The sequence below is a fragment of the Pseudovibrio denitrificans JCM 12308 genome (assembly GCF_001310815.1).
Lineage (GTDB): Bacteria > Pseudomonadota > Alphaproteobacteria > Rhizobiales > Stappiaceae > Pseudovibrio > Pseudovibrio denitrificans.
On the sequence record NZ_BAZK01000015.1, the window covers coordinates 99,270 to 124,035 of the forward strand.

General features: G+C 49.7%; 19 protein-coding genes and 2 pseudogenes. 5 read left to right on the forward strand and 16 right to left on the reverse strand.

What is annotated here, in order from left to right:
• Window positions 1-110: 110 nt before the first annotated feature.
• Complete coding sequence (apbC, locus tag JCM12308_RS18960) at window positions 111-1,244, forward strand: iron-sulfur cluster carrier protein ApbC (RefSeq protein ID WP_054784768.1); 1,134 nt, start codon at window positions 111-113, stop codon at window positions 1,242-1,244.
• Window positions 1,245-1,429: 185 nt separating this feature from the next.
• Here apbC and gcvA read toward each other — a convergent pair.
• Window positions 1,430-2,337, reverse strand: a pseudogene (gene gcvA, locus JCM12308_RS33085) (transcriptional regulator GcvA).
• A gap of 574 nt (window positions 2,338-2,911) precedes the next feature.
• On the opposite strand from gcvA, the gene JCM12308_RS18970 reads away from it, so the two are divergent.
• Window positions 2,912-3,094, forward strand: coding sequence for a Flp family type IVb pilin (locus JCM12308_RS18970; protein ID WP_054784757.1), 183 nt, complete (start codon window positions 2,912-2,914; stop codon window positions 3,092-3,094).
• Window positions 3,095-3,161: 67 nt separating this feature from the next.
• Here the strand turns inward: JCM12308_RS18970 and moaA are convergent, their stop codons facing one another.
• Window positions 3,162-4,196 (reverse strand): GTP 3',8-cyclase MoaA, encoded by a 1,035-nt coding sequence (moaA, locus tag JCM12308_RS18975; protein WP_054784769.1) that lies wholly within the window; start codon window positions 4,194-4,196, stop codon window positions 3,162-3,164.
• Between the two features lie 189 nt (window positions 4,197-4,385).
• Between moaA and JCM12308_RS18980 the strand changes: the two genes are divergently transcribed.
• Entirely contained in the window at window positions 4,386-4,751 is a 366-nt protein-coding gene (locus JCM12308_RS18980) for a gamma-butyrobetaine hydroxylase family protein (protein WP_054784758.1), read from the forward strand.
• Window positions 4,752-4,782: 31 nt separating this feature from the next.
• On the opposite strand, the gene JCM12308_RS18985 is transcribed toward JCM12308_RS18980, so the two are convergent.
• The 9 genes from JCM12308_RS18985 to JCM12308_RS19020 all read right to left on the reverse strand — a co-directional run bounded on the left by JCM12308_RS18985 (window position 4,783) and on the right by JCM12308_RS19020 (window position 12,401).
• Window positions 4,783-5,379, reverse strand: a complete 597-nt coding sequence (locus JCM12308_RS18985) for a L,D-transpeptidase (protein ID WP_014285214.1) — start codon at window positions 5,377-5,379, stop codon at window positions 4,783-4,785.
• 360 nt (window positions 5,380-5,739) lie between these two features.
• The gene (locus JCM12308_RS18990; protein WP_054784759.1) at window positions 5,740-7,374 is read right to left on the reverse strand and encodes a fumarate hydratase; all 1,635 of its coding nucleotides are present in this window, start codon (window positions 7,372-7,374) and stop codon (window positions 5,740-5,742) included.
• 183 nt (window positions 7,375-7,557) lie between these two features.
• Window positions 7,558-8,127: a YceI family protein gene (locus JCM12308_RS18995; RefSeq protein ID WP_008552057.1), complete on the reverse strand. Its 570-nt coding sequence runs from the start codon at window positions 8,125-8,127 to the stop codon at window positions 7,558-7,560.
• Between the two features lie 21 nt (window positions 8,128-8,148).
• Entirely contained in the window at window positions 8,149-8,718 is a 570-nt protein-coding gene (locus tag JCM12308_RS19000; RefSeq protein WP_054784760.1) for a cytochrome b, read from the reverse strand.
• 97 nt (window positions 8,719-8,815) lie between these two features.
• Window positions 8,816-8,887, reverse strand: a complete 72-nt coding sequence (locus JCM12308_RS32470) for a hypothetical protein (protein WP_306303357.1) — start codon at window positions 8,885-8,887, stop codon at window positions 8,816-8,818.
• An 82-nt stretch (window positions 8,888-8,969) separates the two neighbouring features.
• Window positions 8,970-9,392 (reverse strand): YceI family protein, encoded by a 423-nt coding sequence (locus JCM12308_RS19005; protein WP_208978768.1) that lies wholly within the window; start codon window positions 9,390-9,392, stop codon window positions 8,970-8,972.
• Window positions 9,393-9,709: 317 nt separating this feature from the next.
• Window positions 9,710-10,213: a class I SAM-dependent methyltransferase gene (locus JCM12308_RS19010; protein WP_014285218.1), complete on the reverse strand. Its 504-nt coding sequence runs from the start codon at window positions 10,211-10,213 to the stop codon at window positions 9,710-9,712.
• A 93-nt stretch (window positions 10,214-10,306) separates the two neighbouring features.
• Window positions 10,307-10,855 carry a GNAT family N-acetyltransferase gene (locus JCM12308_RS19015; protein WP_054784761.1) on the reverse strand — a complete coding sequence of 183 codons (549 nt, stop codon included), beginning with the start codon at window positions 10,853-10,855 and terminating at the stop codon, window positions 10,307-10,309.
• Between the two features lie 70 nt (window positions 10,856-10,925).
• A complete protein-coding gene (locus JCM12308_RS19020) occupies window positions 10,926-12,401 on the reverse strand; it encodes an NAD-dependent succinate-semialdehyde dehydrogenase (RefSeq protein ID WP_054784762.1) in 1,476 nt (491 codons plus the stop codon).
• Between the two features lie 458 nt (window positions 12,402-12,859).
• Here JCM12308_RS19020 and JCM12308_RS19025 point away from each other — a divergent pair.
• Window positions 12,860-13,874, forward strand: a pseudogene (locus JCM12308_RS19025) (Ldh family oxidoreductase).
• Here JCM12308_RS19025 and JCM12308_RS19030 read toward each other — a convergent pair.
• From JCM12308_RS19030 to JCM12308_RS19040, 4 genes are all read right to left on the reverse strand, one after another.
• Window positions 13,871-16,948 (reverse strand): translocation/assembly module TamB domain-containing protein, encoded by a 3,078-nt coding sequence (locus tag JCM12308_RS19030; protein WP_208978769.1) that lies wholly within the window; start codon window positions 16,946-16,948, stop codon window positions 13,871-13,873. The pseudogene JCM12308_RS19025 and the gene JCM12308_RS19030 sit on opposite strands and share 4 nt — an antisense overlap.
• Window positions 16,949-17,013: 65 nt before the next feature.
• Entirely contained in the window at window positions 17,014-18,216 is a 1,203-nt protein-coding gene (locus tag JCM12308_RS30525) for a translocation/assembly module TamB domain-containing protein (protein ID WP_208978770.1), read from the reverse strand.
• Between the two features lie 106 nt (window positions 18,217-18,322).
• A complete protein-coding gene (locus JCM12308_RS19035; RefSeq protein WP_208978771.1) occupies window positions 18,323-20,260 on the reverse strand; it encodes an autotransporter assembly complex protein TamA in 1,938 nt (645 codons plus the stop codon).
• A 273-nt stretch (window positions 20,261-20,533) separates the two neighbouring features.
• A complete protein-coding gene (locus tag JCM12308_RS19040) occupies window positions 20,534-21,850 on the reverse strand; it encodes a UDP-glucose dehydrogenase family protein (protein WP_054784763.1) in 1,317 nt (438 codons plus the stop codon).
• Window positions 21,851-22,606: 756 nt separating this feature from the next.
• Between JCM12308_RS19040 and JCM12308_RS19045 the strand changes: the two genes are divergently transcribed.
• Window positions 22,607-23,281: a response regulator transcription factor gene (locus tag JCM12308_RS19045; RefSeq protein ID WP_008551907.1), complete on the forward strand. Its 675-nt coding sequence runs from the start codon at window positions 22,607-22,609 to the stop codon at window positions 23,279-23,281.
• Between the two features lie 58 nt (window positions 23,282-23,339).
• Here the strand turns inward: JCM12308_RS19045 and fliI are convergent, their stop codons facing one another.
• Entirely contained in the window at window positions 23,340-24,656 is a 1,317-nt protein-coding gene (gene fliI / locus JCM12308_RS19050; RefSeq protein ID WP_014285225.1) for a flagellar protein export ATPase FliI, read from the reverse strand.
• Window positions 24,657-24,766: the final 110 nt, after the last annotated feature.

The window sequence follows — 24,766 nt, forward strand, 5'->3', positions numbered from 1 at the left end:
AGGGGCTTTAAAGGGTGTGCACGATGGACAACGACAAACCAAAAGGATTGTGGGGGCGCCTGAAAGGCGGGTTCACATCAGGTAAAAACCATAAGGATACCGAAAAGGCTATGGCTGGATTGACGCAAGAGCGCGTTCTTGAGGTGCTCAAACAGGTGAAATCTCCTGATGGCAAGAGCAACATTGTTGATCAGGATCTGGTCGCAGACCTGTTTGTATCAGAGTGCCGTGTCGTCTTTTCAATCAAAGTGCCTGCAGAGCGAGCCTCAGAACTCGAAGGCCTGCGACAGGCTGCTGAAAAGGTTGTCGGTGTTCTTCCCGGAGCTGAGACTGTGCTGGTTGCGTTGACGGCTGAAAAGCAGCCAGGCTCGCCATCAACACCTCCTCCAGCTGCACGTAAAGCGCCACCCAAAGGTGCCCCGCTACCAGCGAAACAGGATGTTCCGGGCGTGAAGCACATCATTGCAGTTGCTTCCGGTAAAGGCGGTGTCGGCAAATCCACGACCTCCGCAAACCTAGCGCTGGCTTTGTCCGCAATGGGATTGAAAGTCGGTCTCTTGGACGCTGACATCTACGGTCCGTCTATCCCGAAACTCATGGGCGCATCAGGACAGCCTGAAGTCACTGAAAACAGAATTATGAAGCCGCTTGAAGCGCATGGTATCAAATTGATGTCCATTGGCTTTCTAGTGGAAGAAGATACAGCCATGATCTGGCGTGGTCCAATGGTTGTCTCCGCTCTCAATCAGATGCTCCGTGAAGTGGACTGGGGCGAGTTGGATACGCTCATCGTTGATCTGCCACCGGGAACCGGAGACGTGCAGCTCACCATGGCTCAGAAGGTACCCCTGACAGGTGCGCTTGTTGTTTCCACACCACAGGATCTGGCGCTTTTGGATGCTCGCCGTGGTATCGCAATGTTCGAAAAAGTGGCAATCCCTGTGCTCGGCGTTGTCGAGAACATGAGCCACTTCATCTGCCCGGATTGTGGCGGAACACATGAGATCTTCGGACATGGCGGAGCCAAAGCAGAAGCCGAGAAGATGAAGGTTCCGTTCCTTGGTGAAGTGCCATTGACCATGGAGATCCGCCAGCAGTCCGATTCTGGCGTGCCAATTACGGTGAGCAATCCAGATAGCCCGATTGCGAAAGCTTATGGTGTGATTGCAGCGGGCCTCTGGCAAGGTGTCATGCAGCCTACCGGAGATGCGGCAAGGTCAGCTCCAAAAATCGTTGTGGGCTGATAAGCTGACTTCTGATTGATAAAGTCTGAGTGTTGAACGGCAGGGTCTTAAATGTGACCTCTGCCGTTTTTGCTTGTCGGGAGGCTAAGATGTCCTCTGCTCAGATGGACAACCGATTTCAGCTCTCAATACAGTTGGCTTGTGCTTCATTTGCGCTGGGCAGGGTGCGCGGCATATTCGCTTAGCTAAGTGGGACAAAGTTCTTCAAGTTCAACCTTGATCCAGTCAACAAAGACCTTGCATTTGTGCTTTTGAAAGGAGTTCTCCAAACCAACCAACATGTAATGAGCGGTTGCGGGGATCTTCAAATCAAACGGGTTTGTCAGCAGGCCAAGGCGCGCATCATAAGCACAAAGAACCTGTCGTCCCAGGATTACTCCGGCCCCTTCAATCGCTGCATCCTGAGCATGATCAATCTGCGAAAAGTGCATGCCTTTATCCGCCCAGGTCGTTCGAGAAACACCAGCCGATCTTAGCCAATCTTTCCAGCCCGGTGCATTCAAAAAAGTCGCCATGCTATCTTCGTGAAGCAGCGTAAAGTTCTTCAAGTCTTCCGGTTGCCGCATCTGCTCCGCCAATCGCGGTGCGCACATTGGTGTCAGATATCTTCCATAAGAAAGTCGACATGCAATCCCGGATAGGGGCCACGTCCAAAGCGTAGCCCAAGATCAACATCATCCTTATAGAAATCCACCAGTTTCAGATTGGCAGAGATGCGGAGCTCAATCTCCGGATAGGCTTCCATGAAGCGATAAATACGCGGTGCTATTACCTTGGAGGCTGTGCCGGGGCCTGTTGAGATGACCAGTACATTATCCTCGTCCACCCCTTTAACCCGGGCCACAGCTTCGCTGAAATTTTCTAATCCAGCTTCCACCCCCGGTAACAACCGATGCCCTGCAGACGTAAGCTCGATAGCTCTGTTGAGTCGCACAAACAACGGCACCTGCAACTGCTCTTCCAGCATCTTGATCTGATAACTCAACGCAGACGGCGTAAGCCCTAGCTCATGAGCGGCCTTCGCAAAACTCATATGTCTGGCAACACACTCAAATACTCTGAAAGAGTTGAGTGGAGGAAGCGAGTAACGCATATCACCTCAAATAATTTGATCTGACCGCTTGAAATTACTCGTTTGCTGAGATCTCCACCACAAGACTATTGTCCCATCGAAATGATGACTGGAGAATAAGATGACGAACTTTGTTGAGACTGTGAGCTACCCAGAGCAAAAGCGGCGACATACTGTACCAATGCACATTCTTATGATGAAGGGCCGCTTCGAACGATCCCGCGCATTTCACGCTTTATGGCGCGTGCTTTGGGGGAAACAATTTAAGTTTCAGTCGTGAGTAGATACTAGCAGTTTACACAGTGAAACTTTGCACCGAGAAATTTGACGATTAAATGATAGAGTCAATAATTAGTAAATTTGTTAGTTCAAGTTTTATTTAAGTAAAAACTCAACAAAAACAATAATTTATATAGAATTTATGTATGTTGAACTTGAGCGCGTTTCGAGCTGATGTCGCACTTTCTGCGTAATTCCAACAATCATAAATTCATCTGAGAAATTGATTCATAAATTGGCAAGAAATGAAGGCCTAGTTTGCCGGTAGTCCCGATGAGGAGTGGGGCTTCTAGGGTTCAAAACGGAGTTTAAAACAATGTTCGCTAAGTTTCTTAAGGACGATTCAGGCGCAACCGCAATTGAATATGGTATTTTGGCAGCATTCATCGCAGTGGCAATCATTACAGCAGTTACATTGCTTGGAGATGACTTGACTGCTGTGTTCCAGAATATTTCTACTCAGCTTCAAGGTGCGAAAACTGCTGCGCCGAACACTTAAAACATATAAAGCCCAGCTGAATGACAGCTGGGCTTTATCACGAGTTTTGGTTTGTTTTTCTTTGCTTTTATCCCCCCGTCATACTCATATGACGAGAAACAGATCCAGACTTGTTATCTCGATCGATAATAAAGTCATGCCCTTTCGGCTTTCGTGCAATCGCTGATTCAATCGCTTCCGAAAGCACTTCATTTCCTTCAGATGCGCGAAGTGCAGCACGAAGATCTTTCTGGTCTTCCTGGCCCAGGCACATGAACAGCTGGCCGGTACACGTCACACGCACACGGTTGCAGCTTTCGCAGAAGTTGTGTGTCATTGGCGTAATAAAGCCGAGACGACCACCAGTTTGCTCAATCCGCATGTAACGGGCAGGGCCGCCGGTCTTGTATGGAATGTCTGTCAGTGTGTACTTGGCTGAGAGAGCTTTGCGCACATCGCTCAAAGGCAGATACTGTTCGTTTCGGTCGCCATCAATCTCACCCAAAGGCATCGTTTCAATGAAGGTGAGGTCGTGACCACGTTCGTGCGCCCATTCCAGCATTGGAATAAGCTCATCTTCGTTGAAGTTCTTCAGTGCGACAGCGTTAAGCTTGATTTTAAGGCCTGCCTTCTGAGCAGCCTCAATCCCGCTAAATACTTTCTGGATATCGCCCCAACGTGTAACGTCCTTGAACTTCTCAGCGTCCAACGTGTCAAGGGAAACGTTAATGCGGCGAACCCCTGCTTCAAACAGCTCTTCGGCATATCGCTCAAGCTGTGTGCCGTTCGTTGTAATCGTGAGTTCATCTAAAGCACCGCTATCCAGATGGCGCTTGAGGCCGCGGATAAAGCTCATAATGTTTTTACGGACGAGCGGCTCACCACCTGTCAGACGGATTTTCCGAACGCCTTTTTCGATGAAAACGGTGCAAAGGCGATCAAGCTCTTCCAGCGAAAGTACGTCTTTCTTTGGCAAGAAGGTCATGTGCTCTGACATGCAGTATACGCAGCGCAGGTCGCAGCGATCAGTCACAGAGACGCGAAGATACGTCACGGCGCGGCCGAACGGGTCAATCAATGCTGGGTGCGCACCCTGCTGTTTGTCCTCGGCATACTGCCCCATGGAAACCTCCACTTCCGTCTCTCTGAAACCGTCGAATTTAACAATTCTAATGTAGTACGCAATGAGTTAGCGTCAATCCATCAGTAAGGAGTTCCAGTGGATTTACCTAGGAAAATATCTTAGAACCACAGGTATAATTCCTAGATCATCAATACTGAGTTCCGTGAACTTGGGCAAGGACAAAAAAATATGTCAGATACACGTTGGCCTACGCAAATTCACTTAAAAAACAATGGAAAAAATCTTGAAATTACTTTTGATGACGGCCTCGAAGTCTCGTTTACCTCGGAGTTTCTGCGGGTGATGTCACCCTCTGCAGAGGTTCAGGGCCATACGCCAGATCAAAGAAAAGTGATTGCAGGAAAGCAGGATGTCTCGATTATCGGTGTTGATCGGGTCGGAAATTACGCAGTTAAACTGACATTTGATGATCTGCACGATACCGGCATTTTCACCTGGGCGTACTTCCAGGAGATGGAAGAGCAACGAGATTTTTTGTGGAATCGTTATCTGAAAGAACTGGAAGAACGTGGGCTCTCAAGAGAGCTTGGCTAAAAGGGCTGGCGAGCAACCAGCCCCAAGCATTTTAGCGTAGAACGACAACCTTCGTGCCAACGTTGACGTTGTCATAGAGGTGAATGACGTCTTCGTTTGCCATTCTGATGCAGCCTGAAGATACAGCAGAACCGATAGTCCATGGCTCGTTGGAGCCGTGAATACGATAGATCGTGCTACCGATATACATGGCTCGTGCACCAAGTGGGTTGTTCGGGCCACCTTTCATGAAGGAAGGCAGGATGCGGCCTTTGCGGCGCTCACGTTCGATCATGACCTTCGGTGGTGTCCAGCTTGGCCATTCAGCCTTACGGGTGATGCGGTGTGTACCTGCCCACTGGAAGCCTTCGCGTCCGACGCCAACACCATAAACCATGGCGGTACCGTTACCACGGATATGATAAAGACGACGATCTTTCGTGCTGATCACAATAGTGTTCGGACCGTAAGAGCCATTGTAGCGGACTTGCTTGCGTTTGATGGGAGACTTGCCGTGTTGAGCGGAGCCATAAGTCACCCACTTCTTGGATGCATGATCAAAGAACTTTCCAGAAGCCGCAGCGTCTGCCTGTGTTCCGGTAAATAGTGCTGCAAAGCAAAGTGCAACACTCGCGATAAGTATGCGCATTGAATACCCCCTGGGATATTGTTGTTTGTTTTATCTCGTTTGCATGAGGGAATATATGCAGCGAGTAGGGAGACGCTCGCAGCTTAGAATGTCAAATCTATTAATTGTTGAAGTAATACAGACTACAACTGCCGCTATATGCTTCTTATAGCAAAGGATTTTACTAGGGATCCATTCGAAGCTGATTTACATTCGTCTCGAGCTTAATTTGCATCTAGCTAAAACACTAATTAATCGACAAAAGTAAGAGTGAATAATGCTAATTTGATGTTTGATTGATTGAAATTGTCACGAACTCTGGGCACAAAAAAAGGGCACTTCGAAAAGCGCCCTAATTCAGTAAATCCAGAGACCGAGTAGTTAGCTCAGGTTCAGCTCCTTAAAGAAGTCGTTGCCTTTGTCGTCAACCACGATGAAGGCAGGGAAGTCTTCCACTTCGATCTTCCAGACGGCTTCCATACCAAGCTCTTCGTACTCAACCACTTCAACGCTCTTGATGCAGTCCTGAGCCAGTCGTGCAGCTGGACCACCGATGGAACCCAGATAGAAACCACCATGAGCCTGACAGGCACGTCGTACGCCCGCAGAGCGGTTACCTTTTGCCAGCATCACCATGGAGCCGCCAGCAGCCTGGAACTGATCGACATATGCGTCCATGCGGCCTGCGGTTGTTGGGCCGAAGGAGCCGGATGGCATGCCTTCTGGTGTTTTTGCAGGGCCCGCGTAATAGACAGGATGGTTCTTTATGTAATCAGGAAGCGGTTCACCGGCCTCAAGTCGATCACGCAGCTTCGAGTGTGCAAGGTCGCGGGCTACGATCAACGGGCCAGTCAGCGACAGGCGGGTCTTGGTTGGGTGCTTTGTAAGCTCGCCAAGAATTTCGCTCATCGGGCGTGTCAGGTCGATCTTCACGACATCGTCAGAAAGATCATTGTCAGTAACTTCTGGCATGTAAACTTCTGGGTTCCGCTCCAGATCTTCAAGGAAAATACCTTCCTTGGTGATCTTGCCAGTCGCCTGACGGTCAGCAGAACAGGACACACCAATGCCGATTGGCAAGGATGCGCCGTGGCGTGGCAGGCGGATAACACGCACATCGTGACAGAAGTACTTGCCGCCAAACTGAGCGCCAACACCACTTGACTGGGTCAGCTTATGAATTTCAGCTTCCATCTCCAGATCACGGAAAGCATGACCACCTTCTGAACCTTCAGTCGGTAGCTCGTCCAGATAACGCGCAGATGCAAGCTTCACGGATTTCAGGTTCAGCTCAGCAGAGGTACCACCAATAACAATTGCCAGATGGTAAGGAGGGCAAGCCGCGGTTCCCAGAGTAAGGATCTTCTCCTTTAGGAACTCAATCATACGATCACGGGTCAGCAGGCTTGGTGTACCCTGGAAGAGGAAAGTCTTGTTGGCAGACCCGCCGCCTTTTGCCATGAACAAAAACTTGTAGGCATCATCACCCTCAGCATACAACTCAATCTGAGCCGGCATGTTGTTCTTGGTGTTCTTCTCTTCGAACATGGAGAGAGGTGCCAGCTGGGAGTAGCGCAGATTCTTCTTGAAGTAAGCGTCACGAGCACCTTCGCCAAGCGCTGCTTCATCGTTGCCATTGGTCCAGACCTTGCGGCCTTTCTTACCCATCACGATCGCTGTGCCGGTGTCCTGACACATAGGCAGAACGCCAGCTGCTGCAATATTCGCGTTTTTCATGAGATCAAAAGCAACAAACTTGTCGTTTGCAGTTGCTTCAGGATCATCCAGAATTTTCCGCAGCTGCTCAAGGTGAGAAGGGCGTAGGAAGTGGTTGATGTCTTTAAATGCTTCTTCAGCAAGCAGGCGCAGGCCCTCTTGCTCCACTTTCAGGACTTTTTCTCCGTCAAACTCAACTTCGCTAACAAACTCGGAAGTCAGCTTGCGATACGGGGTCTTGTCCTTACCCAATGGAAAAAGAGAGGTGTGAACGTACTCGGGAGCAAGTGTTTCAGACATCTTGGCACTCTCTGGCTATTTTGGTGTACAGCTGTACACTGTTGAATTTGCTGAGCGCCGTTTTATAGAGAAAAAGCCGGGGGGCAAAGCCCCTCAGCCTTCAAAATTCGTCAAATTTACTAGATTACGCCGAATTGACGAGAGACGTGGTGGAAAATGCAAGCCTCTCTCACGGGCAGATCATCAACGTGTCGCGTAAAGATCCAACTTCACTGTAACTTTGTTGCTGACGGTGCTGTCTGGTACGCCGTCGCCAATCTTGAAGTCACCGCGTGAAAGTGTGGCTTCCCCAACAGCATGAGCAGTGTCACCTTCAATGGTCAAAGTGAACGGAAGGAACACAGCAATCTTGGCGCCTTTGAGCTCCAACGTGCCAGCTGCTTCATAAAGATCACCGCCCGCAGGAACCACATTGTCAACGCGGAAGATGGCATCTGGGTAGCTGGAAATGTCCAACCACTGTGCAGTGGTGATCGCACCAGCTGCCTGAGCGTCTTCTGTCTTCACGCTTCCGGTGATGATGGTGGCCTGAATCTGAGCGTTCTCAAGATCAGCTTTGTCGAAGATGATCTTTGCATTCCAGGTTGCAAATGTACCGGTAACGGTGTTCCCGTTATTGATGACTTCAAAGCCAAGCGTACTTTTGTTGCGATCTACGTACCATTCTTCAGCAGAGGCTGTAGAAGCGGCTGCTACCAGAATGAATGCCAAAATTGCGCTGGCTTTAAAGAACAAGTCGGTCAATCGTTTCATAGTTTTCTCCGGATCCTCAAATTAAGCCTTTGAGGACAACATACGCTGTAAGACTTTATCCTTGGATATGAAGTAGTGCTTAAGGGCAGCTCCAACATGAGCGAGGATCACTGCGATAAACGCATACGCAGCCCAGCCATGCACTGCGGTGAAGAACGCAGACACATCCGCTTTTTGCCCCAAAAACTCAGGTGTTGGTAGGTGCGGAATCTCAAAGAGGTTAAAGAACACTGACGGAAGACCCAACGGGCTGGATGAAACCAGAAGCCATCCTGTCAGTGGCATAATCAGCATCAGGGCATAAAGGCTGATGTGTCCCAGATGCGCAGCCAGCTTCTCCCAGCCTGGCATCTCAGTAGGCAGATCTGGGGTGATGCTTGTAATTTTCCAGAGAATGCGCAGCGCAACAAGTGCCAGAACGACAAAGCCAATGGATTTGTGAAGCTGATAAAGAGAGTAGGTTGCTGGCTCAAAAATTGGCAGGGTCACCATGTAGAGACCAAACCCAAGCATACCAATAATGAGCGTGGCTATGGTCCAGTGCAACGTGATCGCAACAATGCCATAGGCTGATCGTGTATTTCTGATCATGGAGAAATCCTTTGATCAAGGGAAGGGACGTTACAGCCCCTTCGCCAAGGTCATATGGCCTGCTGGGGCAATTGCTTCCGCACGCAGGCCAGAACCATTACTTAACGGTCGCTTCGAAGCTGATCTTGATGTTCACTTCGTCAGAAACGTAAGGAACAGCCATCGCCATACCGAAGTCGGAGCGCTTGATGGTTGTTGTTGCATCAAGCCAACAGCCTTCTTCTTAGCCATTGGGTGCTCAGCGATTTGGTTCACAACCACTTCAAGAACAGTTGCTTGGTAACGCCGCGGATCGTCAGGTCACCAGTCACTTCCAGGTTCTTTTCACCAACCTGCTCAACCTTGGTGGACTTGAATGTTGCGGATGGGAATTTTGCAACGTCGAAGAAATCAGCGCTCTTCAGATGCTCATCGCGTTTTGCCCAGAAGGTATCGAGGGAGTTTACATCAATCTCAACATCAACTTTGGAGTTCGCTGGGTTTTCTTCATCAATGATCAGGGTAGGGGTCCAGGTGCCAAAGCGACCATCAGTGGTGGAATAACCCAGGTGGTTGTAGTCGAACGCCAGATTTGCGTGGGACATGTCAACGTCGTATGCAACTGGTTCAGCAACTGCTGCTGTTGCGAGGAAAGAAGCTGCAACTGCGAGCATTCCGAAGCGAACTGATTTCATTGTAATCTCCAATTTCTGTTGAACTGTGAACGTCAAGCTTGGGCATACAATTGGCACATGTTTCGGGAATTGCAATTAAACGCATTGTTCAGCCTGAGTGCACAATCACGGAAAAGTCAGCAATAACGCCGATTTTTGCAAACATTGTTACGGAAATGAGTTGTCACTGTGGCAACATAATGGAGATTGTAAAACCAGCTGATACAACTGCAAAAATATAAGGGTTTTACATCACGTTTTCGTGTGTGATCTATCAGTTGCTGGCTGTTTGGTAACAGCAGAAAAAGAGGCACGCCAAGGCGCCTCCTGAAACAGCCCTAAGGTTTGTATGTGAAGAGAATACCGTTCTTGTCACGCAGAACTTCAAATTTCTCTTTCTTCAGCGCATCACGCAGATTTGGCAGAACACTCTTATCATCTGCGATAAGCATGTAACCCCCAACACGAAGGTACCCAAGCATACGCTGCAATAGCTTGACGCGCGCATTGTTTGGCAGCTCGTGGAAAAAACGGTCAGCTACAATCGCATCAAGGTCTTGAGGCGGGGTGTAACCAAGTGCGTCAGCATGGACAATCTCAATTGGCAGATTCTCAGCTTCAGCGCGTTCCTGCAGCTGATTTAGGCCAACTTTGGAGCTATCGACCGCAATGACGTTGTAACCGCGTTTGGCGAGGAAAATTGCATCACGTCCTTGTCCGGCACCCAGATCAAGAATAGTTCCGCTATCGAAATCCAGATTGGAAAACAATGTCGTAAATTGCTTGGAGGTATGGCCGAAGTAACTTTCGTCCTTGGCGTAAATCTTATCGTATTTCTGCATAACTCAGCCTGCATGGATCTTTAAAGAAAGCATATACAGGATCGCAGAAAATGAACAAGCCCAACCAGTGAGTTGCCAGCTGGGCTTATCGTTCTAAGTAAAGCTTTGCTTCATGAAAATTGTCGGACTACCCATATATGACCCATCCGTATACTTCTCAAAGCCAACTCGCTCAGCAAGGGTGACACTGGCAATGTTTTCTGGCGCAATAATACAATGCGCTTCAGGAAACAAACGGGAGTCCTTCAACCACGAAAGACCGAGCTCGACCGCTTCACGCGCATAACCTTTGCCGTGGAACTTGGGAGAGATCACCCAACCGGCTTCAGCCAAGCCATCAAGACTTGGAGTGATATCGCGTTTGAAGTCCGAAAAGCCCACATCACCAATCAGCTCGCCTGTATCTTTCTCAATGACAGCCCAGTACCCAAAGCCAGATAGGCTCCAGTGCCCTGCGTACTTGAGAATACGTCCCCATGTATCTGTAGGACTGGAAGGCTTACCGGAAATGTAGCGCACCACATCTGGATCAGCCCACAAAGCACAGCAGGCGTCAAAATCGGAGGCCTGGTGTGCACGCATAATGATGCGCTCGCCTTTGAGTGTTGGCGCAGCCGTACAACGTTCTTGTTCTATAATCACGAAAGCAGTCCCCAAAAGAAAAAGCCGGAGTGATGAACACTCCGGCTCCCCACAAAATTAACAATGAGCTTTAAAGGCCAAGCCCACCAATGCAAGAGTATTTAATGTTGATGTAGTCATCGATTCCGTATTTGGAACCCTCATTGCCCATGCCGCTATCTTTGTACCCGCCAAACGGTGCATATTCCGTGGTGATCACGCCTTCGTTCACACCCACAAGACCGTACTCAAGGGCTTCCATCACGCGGAAAGTCTGGCCCAGATCTTGCGTGTAGAAGTAACAAGCAAGGCCGTACTCAGTGTCATTGGCCATCGCGATGACATCTTCTTCGCTCTCGAACTTGAAGACTGGTGCAAACGGACCGAATGTCTCTTCTTTTGCAACCTTCATGTCAGGTGTCGCGTTCAGCAGCAAAGTCGGTTCAAAGAAAGTCCCACCCTGTGCATCCAGCTTGCCGCCGGTGACAACGGTTCCACCTTTCTCAACTGCATCTGCAATGAGTTCTTCAACTTTCGCAACTGCGCCGCCATCAATCAGCGGACCTTGGTTCACACCCGGCTTCAGGCCATCACCTACACGCAGCTGATCTTCAATCGCTGCCTTCAGTTTGGCAGAGAATTCTTCATAGATGCCCGCCTGAGCATAGATGCGGTTGGCACATACGCAGGTCTGACCAGAGTTTCTGAACTTAGAGGCGATTGCACCTTCAACAGCCTTATCCAGATCAGCTGAATCAAACACGATAAACGGCGCATTGCCGCCAAGTTCCATGGAAACTTTCTTCATGTTTGCCAGGGCTTTGGAAGCCAGTTGCTTGCCTACCGGAGTGGAACCGGTGAAGGTGATTTTGCGAATCTTCTCGTTCTCGCAAAGCTCATCAGCAATCTGAGCTGCAGAGCCTGTGATGATGTTGATGACACCAGCAGGAATACCAGCCTTCTCAGCAAGTTCACCAAGGATCAAAGCGGAGTAAGGGGTCTGGCTTGCAGGCTTGGCAACAACCGTACAGCCGGAACCAAGAGCGGCGGCGAGCTTGCGGCCCAGCATGGAGCTTGGGAAGTTCCATGGAGTAATTGCGCCAACAACACCCACAGGCTCTTTGGTCACCATGATGCGGCGGTCCTTCCACGGAGAAGGGATCACATCGCCGTAAACGCGCTTGCCTTCCTCTGCGAAGAAGCGAATGTAATTGGCTGTAATGGCAACTTCACCTGTCGCTTCTGCGAGGGGCTTCCCCATCTCAATAGTCAGCAGTTCGGCAAGTTCTTTCTGGTTCTCAGTAATCACATCAGCCCAACGCAGCATAAGATTGCAACGCTCAACCGCAGTCATCTTAGACCAGACCGCAAAGGCAGCCTGTGCCGCATCAATGGCGTCAGCTGTTTCAGGGCGACCAAATCGTGGCACGCGACCAATGATTTCACCGGTTGCCGGATTGTTCACTGAGATGGAATTGCTCTCATATCCGCTAACCCATTTGCCTCCTATGAGACAGGCTTCACGAAGGAGCGGAATTTCTTTGGTAAGTGAGAGTGTTGAACTCATGATTATCTCCTGAATGAAGTCATATCCCGACAGAAATGGGGAAGAGACAGAGAAGCAAGATCGGCTATTGGCGTAACCCGACTACACATATAAGTGGTAGATCTAGGAAAAACACCTAGTTCCCCTAGGATTTGCAAAGATTGATCCATTCTGCAATGCAAATCCATGGTCTAAACCACTGTCTCTTTCTCAATGGATTGCGGATAGATCCAAAACTCACGCAGTTATAAGCCGTTACAGCACAGTCCTTCGGACAGAGCCTGCCGGAAAAATCTGGAATGATGTCATTCCCGAAATCCCGTTATCCAGTATGTTTCTGCTGTTTTGCCATCCTCGTTTATTGCATGTCTCAATGCATCGAGGTTTACACGCCAATCGAGAGCAGGCTTCAATTGTGCTCCGGCGCAAAATATGTCACGAGCGATTTGTTAAGAACGCAAATTGTTTAAAGGCGCCTCATGTCAGATACGGTCAATCTCACATTACAAGAAGCACGCAAACTCACCATCGATGCTCTGTCTGCGAATAAAACAGATCCAGCAGTTGCTGAGATTGTTGGGCAAGCACTGGTGAATGCTGAGGTTGATGGGCAGGGAGGTCACGGTCTTTCCAGAATACCATCCTACACAGCGCAAACCCGAACTGGAAAAGTAGATGCTATGCCAAACCGGAAGCAGAACTGATCACGCCTGTCGTGCAACGGATCGATGCCAAGTTTGGTTTTGCTATCCAGCCATCGAAGTCGCTTTGCCTTTCCTGAAAGAAGCCTCAGCAAAAAACGGTCTGTCATTGAGTGCAATCCGCCATTCTCATCACTTTGGACAGGCAGGCGCTCATTGTGAGCGGCTGGCTCGGGATGGAATGGTTGCGTTCATCTTTGGCAATGGACCAAAGGCAATCGCTGCCTATGGCGGCAAGAACCCCATGTTTGGCACCAATCCAATCGCATTTGCTGCGCCGAACGCAGACGGCGAACCGCTTGTCATCGATCTGGCACTGTCCCGCGTCGCTCGTGGAAAAATTATGGCTGCACAACGTACCGGCAACACTATTCCGGAAGGTTGGGCGCTGGATGAAGAAGGTCAGCCAACCACGGATCCAGACGCAGCACTTGCCGGAACCATGATCCCGATTGGAGAGGCCAAAGGGGCCGCGCTGGCAATGATGATTGAAATCCTCGCAGCAGGCCTGTGCGGAACAGCATTTGGGTTTGAGGCCTCTAGCCTGTTCTCAGGAGAAGGCGATGCGCCAAACCTTGGGCAAGTCATCCTCGCAATCAATGCAGATCTTGTCTCAGGCGGCTCATTCGCAGAACGCATGCAAACACTGGTAGCAGCTATTGAGGCAGAGCAAGGGGCTCGGTTGCCGGGAACCTCCCGCCTTGCTGCCCGTGAGAAGGCGCGTCTGAACGGCATCAATCTGCCAAAGCCAATTTATGAGGAAGCTGTCCGGCTCGCTGGGCGCACAGCCTAGTCGTACTCCCGCTCATAATAGAAGCCAGCTTTTGCATCCCCGTCTGAGCTGGCTTCCCCGCGCAGTTTAAGGAACTTGGTCACATCGATATCGACCGTAGCCGCATTATCACCTGTGGTTGGCTCCTGCGTGACACCCAGATAAATGCGCTCGTTGATGTAACCACCCACAGCCAGTTCTGGATTTCCTTCTGCATCAAAGTTGATGTCGATATCGCTGACGCCCAGTAGATTGCGTAGTGTGCCCAGAGGCCCTTCCGCTCCACTACCACCTGTAAGCGTAGCTATGGCGCTCGCAAGCCGAGCCAACTCAACTGGCGACAGATCATTGACAGATTCACCAAAGAGCAGCTGAGAGACGATCTCATCTTTCGGCAGGCTTGGAACAGACGTGAAGTCAATCACAGGAACGTTCGCAGGGCCGCTGACCAAAACAGTCACCTCAGTTGAGCCGGAAGTTGTGGTGGCGGCAAAATCAAGAAACGGCACCAGAGACCCACTGAAAGTTACGTTTCCGCGGCTGAGGGTGAGCCTCTTGGAGAGGATATCGATCCGTCCGCGAACCAGTGAGAACGCTCCCACGGTCTGAATATTGCTCACCGTACCGCCAATGTTGAGGGAGCCTCCTGCTTCAGCATTCACACCGCGCCCGCGAATAAAGATCTTACCCGGAGCTTCAACATCCACATTCAATGTGGCTTTTTCTATAGGGCTGCTCTCACTGCCCTTCTGCGGGTTCTCAAGGCCTTCATCCTGAGCAAGCGCTTTTGATTGAGCTAGAACAGGCTTCGGTGCATTCAAATGTCGAACGATGACCGGATTGATGCTTGAACTAAAGGAACTTGGGATCTCAATATCAGCTTGCTCAATAACCACTTTGCCGCCAATTGCAGGTGGCGATCCCACATCACCAAGAGAACCTCGAAGCGATAGGTCTGCGTTAATCAAGGCGCTGACAAACGTTCCATCAACATAACGCCCACCATCAATGACGAGATCGATCTGCGCAGGAAGTGCTTCACCCAAACCCAGCTTCCCATCTAGTTTGAGCGTTCCGCCATTGATGAACTTGGCGCTGAGAGCATTGATGTTAACTTCCTGCCGAGTGATCTGAATGGCACCGCTATAGTCATTCAGCGTCATGCCAGTTGAAAGCTGTGTTGTCTCCAGCTTATTTGGCCGTATCTCCATCGCAATCTGCGGATCTCGCAGACTTCCGGTAACCGAGCCGTTCATCTGGAAACCGCCGCTACCGCCAAAACCCAGTTCGATCAGTTTTGCTCCAACAACATCTAGCGGGATGTTGCCGTTCGCAGTCAGTGAAACATTCTGAGCGCCGGCAATGCCGACTTTTCCGTTTGCTTGAAGATTCAGTCCGGCACCATTCATAACGGTTGTTTTTTGATTGACCTCGTTTCCAGCAAAAGAGCCTGTGCTCGTGATTTGCAGCGGCAAAATTCTGTTATCTTTGAGTGGCTTTGCTGAGAAGTCATTCAGCGCAAGGTTCCAGCTGACTTCTGGCGTATCCACCTTGCCAAAAGCCCGTGCTTCTCCGTTGAGCGTACCGCCCAGCTCCAGAGACGGAACAAATGCATTGGCCAGCGAAAGCGGCAGTTGGTTCATCCTGGCAGTAATGTTCAGCTCAGTGCTGTCAGTACCCGAAACTTGCAGTGATCCACTTCCGAGTTCCAGTTCAAAGGACGTGACAGTGCGCCGATCTTCCAACAATGAGATCGTGGTGGGCTGTTTGAGATTGGCCTGAATGCCTTTGTAAAGCCCTTGCAGTTTGCTGATTGTAACTTGCAGGCCGTTAGGTACAGCCTGCAGTACACCGCTACTTTTCAGATTGTCATTGTTTTCCGCAAAAGCCGCATCAATCGTGAAACCGGTAGCAATGGCTGAGCTGGTTGAAGCTTCAACCGGCGTTGCCTCAACAGTGAGAGCATTCAGAGCCACACCTTCAACCTCAACGCCCTCCAGCTTGATACTGGCATTGGCAGAAGGGCGTGTGAAAGCTTTGTCGATCCATCCCTTGGCCATGAAAGAGCCAACGGAGCTTTCCGCAAAACGAAGGCCTTCGCTGCTAAAATCAAACTCAACCTGAGTGTGGCCATCTTTTTGCTGGATATCGATCTCTCCTTGTGCCCGGCCTTCCATTTCAGTCAAAGCCAGCGGGGAAAGTGTGCTCAGATCATTGGCTGCAATTGAGAAGTGCCCCACCAATCCCAAGGGAAGCTGGGCAAGATCATCCGCATGCGCATTACCGGAAATCTTGTTGCCCCCCAGATCGAACTCAAGTGCTGGAACTGAGAGGTTGCTATCTTCACTCACCAGCTTGAACTGACCGGCCAGTTCTTCTCCCTTGAAGCGTCCGCTCAGATAGATGTCTGCATTTGGAAAGGTCTCAGAGAGTTTAGCGTCTGCGGATAGCTTCAACTGGTCAAGAGGCGCGCCATCCATTTCAATCCGCTCAGACTGAACCTCTAATGTCACATTTGGTGCATTGGCACTGCCTGAAATCGTCCCGTTTGCGGAGAGCATGCCTCGGACGCGTGGCTCGAGAAGCTCAAGTTCGCGAATTAGAGCAGAGAAGGCACCCTCTGCTTGCTTGTCTTGTAAGCTGCCATGGGCTTCAATCTGGCCAAAGGCATTCTCAAAGCGGAGTGTTTCTAGCTGTCCATAAGAGGCCAGTAAATCATTGCTGTTGAGTGTGGCTGAAAGCTTAACTGCAAACCGGCTTGGAGAAACAAGAATACGATCCAAACTCTCATTCTGCAGGCTCACTCGGCTGCTGGTGCCTTCCAGATGGATATCACCTGATTGTTTGACGAAATCTGCCAGAACTGAGAGTTGAGCTTCTACTGAACCAGCAAACTCTTGCTGCACTAAGCTCGACACAAATCCAAGATCTGAGATTGAGATACTTCCCTGTGCCTGCCCGTTGCTAGGGGTAACTTCGACCAAGTCAAACCGTGCAGTCGCTCCAGCCGTCTCTGCGTGAAGCTCGCTCAGCTCCAGTTTTTGCTGGTTTGGAAGAGCGGTTCCCTTCATGGAAACCGTTAGGCTCTCAAGCACTTTATCTTGTACAGCTGTAAAGTGAGTGCCATTGACCTGAAGGTCGGCTTCCAAAGGAATGGAAATCAGCTGCTCAGATATCTTCGCTCCATCACCTTTTGCTCTAAGAGTAATCTGTCTAAATCGACATCTTGCGTTGCCAACTGACTTGCGTTTGCAGACAAATCCCAGTTCAGGTTCTCCAGAGGCCCGGAAGCGGTAGCATTAAGAGCGAATGATCCTAGCCCAATAACTTGACCATCAGTGACGAATTGCAGAGGACGGTTGCTGCCTTCAATAGTCTGAGCTTGAACCTTCGCAATTAAGGCGCCGCCATCAGCCGAGTAGTCATTCTCCATCTGCAATACAATGGTACCAGTCGAAAGCTTAGCTTGAGCAGACAAAGGCAAATAACTCTCATTCAGCGTAGCTATTGCAAACCACGATGTTTGCCCAGCAAAGAGGCTGGAGGCCGTTGCCGGGAGAAACTGAGCCAGTTCACCAGATAGGTTTGTGGTCAGCGTTTTCTGTGACCCACTTTGCGCAAGTGTAACATCACCTTCAATCGCACGGGCATTGTTCAGATCGACTTGAAGGGAGGATGTCCAATCCGACAGCGGTCCGCCACCTTCCATACGAAGTGCAAAACTAGGTGCTCCTTGAAGGTCGAGGACATGTGCGGCCAAGCCATTTGCTGCCTCTGAAACAATCGCCCTGAAGTTGAAGATGCTGTCAGCGGGAGCAAAGTCTACATCTAAGCTCGCCGAACCCTGTATCTCACCAAATCGAGTGATGTTGATCTGGCCCGTGATTTTTTCTGGTGTGCTGGAATAGGCTGCTGAACCATCGATCATAAATTGCGCAGGCATCCCGGCAATCTCTGCAGGAAGTGTAACTTCTGAGACCTGAAGCTGCTTAAGCTCAATAGAGCTAAAGGGAAGAGAGAGACCCGTCTCTTCCGAAGCGGGGGGCTCTTCAGTGGTTGTTTCTGTAGCTTCAGGAAGACGTGCGAGCATCACCTGCTGCGCTGCAATCTCGTGCACATCCAGTGAACCCACCAAAAGAGCAAGAGGGGACCAGCGTATGGCAGCCTGCTGCACCGCCAGCCACTCGCCCTTCGTGTCTTCAAGTGTCACGCGTTCAGCATAGATGTTACCCGCCGCTGTAAGCTGGGGTTGGTCGATTGTAATGTCAGGCAAAAACGAACTGAGTGTTGATCCAAGAAACTGTCGCCCGGCACTAAAACTAGTCGTCACCACAAGTCCGGCATAAATCACCAGCACCAGCACAAGAAGAAGGGCCAGCAGTTTGCCAAACAGGGCAGTGATGCGTCGAACCAGTTGCATTCGCTCTTTGATCTTTCTTTATTGTTCGCGCCAGACACAGGCGCACCTATTAGAAGGCCTGACTTAAACCAATATAGACCGCAAAGGGCGGGTCATTGCGTTGAGGCTCCAACGGAACGCCCACATCCAGCCGCAGCGGACCAACAGGCGTGAAGTAACGCACACCACCACCTACGCCGACACTCAGCGGCTCATCAAAGTTCGGGAACTGAGTTGAGTAAGCCGCACCTGCATCAACAAACCCAACCAGCCCGATGGTTTCAGTAATACGTGTTCTGACTTCACCATTGAACAACACAAAGCTGCGGCCCCCGGTGACTTCATCATTGATGCGAGGCCCAACGTTTTTATAGGCATAGCCGCGAATGGTACCACCACCACCAAGGAAGAAGCGTCGTGCAGCAGGCACATCCTGAACGGCTGGCGCAATGATTGCACCAGCTGAAACCCGTCCAGCTAAAACAACACGATCTGTGCCAACAATCGGCAGATAGCTTGCAATGGAGCCTTGAGAATATAGGTTCTCAGTATCGCCAAGTACGTCATAGGCCGGTTCAAAGAACAGCTTAGCTTCAATGCCGTGGGTTGGGTTCAGCGTATCATTGCGCGTATCATAGGTCAGATCCGCAGGGATCCCGAGGAGGAAGTAATCATTGTTGCCAAACACATCCCGTTCATTGGCAAAGTAAACCTCTGCTCCAATCCGTCCGCTCAAAGCCGGAGTAAAATCGCGTGAAAGATAAGCGTCATAAGCAAATGATGTACTGCGATAGTTGTCTGGGTTTTCCTGAACAGCTGCCACGCTCGTTGAAAACGCTGTTAAAGGTCCAATTGCGCCTGGTTTTTCAAAGGTGATGCGAGCCGCATACTCAATCTGCTCGTTGTTGACTGCAAGCAACTGCCCGACAGCACCGGTAACTGAAAGCCTCTCCGCTTTGCCAAATAAGTTGCGATGACGCCAGTAACCTTCAACACCAACGCCTTCGTTGCTGGAGTAATTTGCACCAAGTCCGAAGACCTTTCGAGGGCGTTCAGCGACAACAATTGTAACTGGTAACTCTCCGTTTGGATCAAGCTGGTCAGCGGGCTCAAACCGAATGCTGGAAAAGACTTCCAGATCGCGCAACCGGCGTTGCGCTTTAGATATGACATTAGCGTCCCATTGCGCCCCGCGAGGAAGGTTTGCATACGTGCGGACGAACTCCGGATCCATGTTGACTGTGCCAGAGACTGAAACTGGACCAAACTTGGCATAGAGTCCGCTGTTAACACGCAGTTTGACCTTGAGTGCACGATTGGCATGATTAGCCAGCAGCTGCCGGTCAGCAACCTTCGCAAACGGATAGCCCTCATCCTTCAGGAAACTGACGGCCTGACTTTCTGCAGTAAGCACCTTAGCAGAAAGCGCGGGTGTACCCTCTACCAAGCCAAGTGTCTCAGCATCTGGCAAATCGAGGCCGTTCTTCGTAGCAGGACCTTCGTAAGAGATTTCAGCTGAGCCCAAATGGAACTGCGGTCCGCGATTAACAACCACGAGAACAGGTATGGGGCGCTCAGTTATCTTTTCGGGATGCAAGATCGCCTGATTAAGGGGCATACCAGCAACGTCGATCTCAACAAGCGCGCCATAATAGCCATCTTCATACAGCTTACCGATTAGGCGTTCAAAGTCCTTTGTCGCACGAGCAAGAACACCGCTTGCACCAGAAGGCAGTTTTTTGACATCCTGAATCAGAAGGCTGACGGATTGCAGCTCTTCTTCCACGTCACTTGGTGCTTCTTCATCTTCACCGGTAACGCGAAATTCCACAGTATAGGGAGTTGGGTCTGGAACGCCCACATTCTGATCTTCATCACTCTCGGCTTTTTCACCCCATAAATGATATCCAAAGAGCTCAAAGGCATGAGTTGGAGAGGCGGAACTCAGAGCAAAGAACAGGCACGCAAACAGCACAGAAAGCCGCGGCACTGTAAAAGGCCACGCCAAACCAGAGGCAAAACTGCCTCGCTTACTTGTTTGCTTATAAAGCAACTAGGAAAAGCTCCCACAACCTTAAAATATGCAGATTCTTCTCAGCTCAAAAGCTCTTGGGATTAGCTCTGAGAGAATCTGCCCATGCGATAATTAAAATTCGCATGACTTGCCCATTGAAAGCAAACCGCAATTGTCACCTCTGTGGTAACAGCACTGAAAAATGGGGCAAGGATTTGGAGAGCTGGAAAAGTCCCGGTGAAAAAGTGCTTCACCGGGACAAAACGATCAGATTTCTTCGTCAGGACGACCAATGCAGGTGTAGGAGAAGCCGTGTTTTTCAACTTCGTCCTTACCATAGATGTTCCGAAGGTCGACAAGGACTGGTGAAGCCATCTCTTCTTTCAGGCGACCAAAGTCGAGAACGCGGAAGGCATCCCACTCAGTCACAATCACGAGGGCATGCGCATCCTTTGCAATCTCATAGGCATTGCTTCCGAAAGTCACATCATCCATGAGCTCAACGGCAGCTTCCATGCCTTCTGGGTCGTAAGCGTGAATGTCAGCGCCTTTGTCCTGCAGCGCCTGCACAATAGAAAGAGCAGGGCTGTCACGCATGTCATCTGTGTTTGGCTTAAAAGTCAGGCCAAGAACAGCGATCTTCTTGCCACGCACTTCACCGCCAACAGCTGCAGCCACTTTCTTGGACATTGAGCGTTTACGCTGGTCATTGATAGAACAAGTGGTCTCAATCAGACGAACTGGGCTGGAATTGTCCTGTGCTGTTTTAACGAGAGCGAGTGTATCTTTCGGGAAACAGGAGCCACCATAGCCAGGACCAGCATTCAGGAACTTGGAACCAATGCGGTTATCAAGGCCAATACCACGTGCCACATCCTGAACGTTTGCACCGACTGCTTCACTCAGATCCGCAATCTCGTTGATGAAGGTAATCTTCATCGCCAGGAAGGCGTTACCAGCGTACTTGATCAACTCAGAAGTACGGCGGCTAGTAAACAGCAGTGGAGAGTGATTGAGATAAAGCGGGCGATAGACTTCCGTCATAACCGCTTTGGCTCGCTCGCTGGAAAGGCCAACCACGATACGGTCAGGGCGCTTAAAGTCACTGATCGCAGCTCCTTCACGCAGGAACTCTGGGTTGGAGACCACTTCAAAGTCTGCATCTGGATTTGTCTGGCGAATAATACGCTCAACTTCATCACCAGTTCCAACAGGAACAGTGGACTTTGTTACAACAACGGTGAAGCCATCCAGTGAAGACGCGATCTCTTCTGCTGCTGCATAAACATAGCTGAGATCAGCGTGCCCATCACCGCGGCGGGAAGGGGTGCCAACGGCTATGAAAACAACGTCTGCTTTACAGACGGGCTCTGCAAGCTCAGTGGTGAAGCTCAGGCGTCCAGCCTTAACATTGCTTGCAACAAGTTCTTCCAGTCCCGGCTCGTAAATTGGGATCTCACCGTTCTTCAGTTTTTCAATCTTGTCTTCTGCTTTATCTACGCAAATGACTTCGTGACCAAAATCAGCGAAACAGGTGCCTGACACCAACCCCACGTATCCGCTGCCTATTACTGTAATTATCATTGTGTCTCCTGCACGAGCCGACCGCTTTTGGGTGTGCAAATAAGTTTGTTAGAGTTGAAACGCAATAGTACATAACCTGAGATGAAACACATCCCACAGTTAGGTATAGCCCCCTGATAAAGAGGTATCCTTGCCTGAAAAAAGAATGACATTGTGGTAAAATTGTAGTCGAATTGTGACGAGTATAAGAGAGTAATGCGCCTTCATTTATCTAAACTTCTAGGAGAAAACATTTCTTTTATAAGTAGGAAAATAATGCCTATTAAGAATTGAATGGTTAATATGTCAATTTAGATAAAATTACATTAGTCAACTCAATTACTGTAATAAGTATAAGTACGCCCGTTTTTCTCATATTTCGAAGCTTATTTTGATTCTACTCCTTGCATATGCAGATGCTAACTTAAAATTGCTAATAGTTTATCCCAAGGATTTTTCGCGTTAAACGGGAACTCAAATATGGAGAGGATGTGGCAAAAATATGCCTCTCTGCTTTTTGTCCTACAAAATTTAAAGGTATAAAAATTTGAGGGTAAAATGCATCATTTTCCGAGAAACGGCAGAAAACAGTACCTGTAAATTAAATTAAGATAAAATTGTAAATAAAGTTTATTCTTATTTTCTATTATAATTACTATAGTTTTCTGTAGGGTTTTACTTGGTTTTGAAGGTAAAAAATCTTCAAGAGAAATTGACAGAATGTGTTTCTCTGATTTACCAGCGATATATTCATTTGGGAATGAATGGGTTGGGGTTATGTATTTAATTGTTGATGAACAACAGCTTGTAACCGATGGGTATGCATCTGGATTTGAGCGCGAAGGCATCTCGACAAGCGGCTTTAGTCCGGACGACTTTCGGGATTGGCTAAATACTGCGCCTGATACAGAGTTTGAGGCCGTCGAGGCCATTTTGATTGGTGAGATTGGCGAACGAGATAAGTTTTCTCAGATTATTCGCCGTAGATGCTCACAGAAGCCGGTTTTGGTTCTAAATAGCAGTCCAGTACTTGAACAGACCTTGAAACTGTTTGCTGCTGGTGTTGATGATGTCGTCCGCAAGCCGGTCCACCCGCAGGAAATCCTTGCGCGTGTAAATGCGATCAAGCGTCGAACAACAAACCAGAGCATAAACGTTGAACTGGGTGATCTGACGGTTTACTTCGATGGAAGGGATCCGGAGATCAAAGGTAATACGCTCGCACTGCCACGCAGAGAGCGCCGTATCCTTGAGTACCTTGCACAAAACAATGGTCGCCGTCTGACAAAAACTCAGATCTACAACTTCGTCTATGGCATCTTTGAAAGTGAAGTAGACGAGAACGTGATCGAAAGCCACATCAGTAAGCTTCGCAAAAAGTTGCGTAGTCAGATGGGATACGATCCCATCGATTCAAAGCGCTATCTTGGCTACATTATCAATTCGCTGTAACAACAAAAAAGGCTGCATTTGCAGCCTTTTTTGTTGTTCAGAGTAATCTCAGCAAATCTTATAGTAATTGTGCTAGTTCGTTGAAGGCGTCCTGGCTTGAAGGTGCGTCTAAGCCCTGTACAAGCGCGCTATAGATTTTAGGGGCAATCTCAATAGCCTGATCTAAAAGTGGGTCTACGCCCTCTTTATAGCCGCCCATCATACGCAAGTCTTTGGTATCCTCGAACTTGGCGATCATAGCCTTGAGCTTCGTGATAAGCTCTCGCTCCTGAGGTGACCAGCAGCTCTGTGCAAGGCGTGAAATGGAGCCCAACACGTTTACGGCTGGATAGCGGCCTTCTTCAGCAATATGCCTGTCCAGAACCACGTGACCATCCAACAGACCACGAATGTTGTCAGCAACTGGATCATTGTGATCATCACCGTCCACGAGAACGGAGAAAATAGCAGTCATCATGCCGCTACCTTCTATCCCAGGCCCTGCGCGCTCCAATAAGAGAGGGAGCTCAGAGAAGACGCTTGGAGGGTATCCTCGAGACAGGGCAGGTTCACCTGCCGCAAGCGCCACATCACGCAGTGCATGCGCATAGCGTGTCACGCTATCGACAATAAGAAGAACGGACTGTCCTTGATCTCTGAAGTGTTCTGCAACTGTCATTGCAGTCTTCGGAGCAAGGCGCCTCATCATTGGGCTCTCGTCGCCGGTTGCAACAACTACGACAGACTTTGAGAGTTGATCCCCAAGTGTCTCTTCGACAAATTCACGCACTTCGCGACCACGTTCTCCAATCAAGCCGATCACAACGGTATCGAAGGAGTTGCTTCGGGCAATCATGGAAAGCAGTGTTGATTTACCAACACCAGAGCCTGCAAAGATACCGAGGCGCTGTCCATGGCAAATCGGTGTGAAGAGATCGAGGACCCGCACACCAGTCAGTGCAGCGTCTTTTACACGCGCTCTATGAACCGGGGGAGGGGGGAGATTGTTGAAAGACGCAAGCGTAGGCCCTTCAGCCATCGATCCCAGACCATCGATAGGATGCCCAAACGCATTGATGATGCGTCCTCTCCAGCTGTTGTCAGGGTAGAAGCTGAGTTCACCGCAGCGTTTGACTTTAATGCCTAGTCCAAGATCCGATCTGGACGCGTAAGGCTTTACGAGCACACTATCCGGCTCAATTCGGATGACTTCGCCAAATTCTTCACCGTTGTTGCTCATATAGGAGACTTGATCTCCTAAGTTGACACCGCCGGAAAGGCCTTTAACTCTGAGGTGATTAGGGGTGACCTCACAGAGGGTCCCACTTATCTCAATATTCCATGAACTTGATGGAATCTGAGCGGTAAGTTCCTGAATGCGCGCAAGGGCGGTCATAAACAACCTATTGAAGTGTTAGCTGTGTGCAATCGTATTGCGATGTCGTTCCTGCAACTGCTTGAGCAGATCTTCAGGGAGCAAATTTCGAGCGTCCTGAAGAAAGCTTC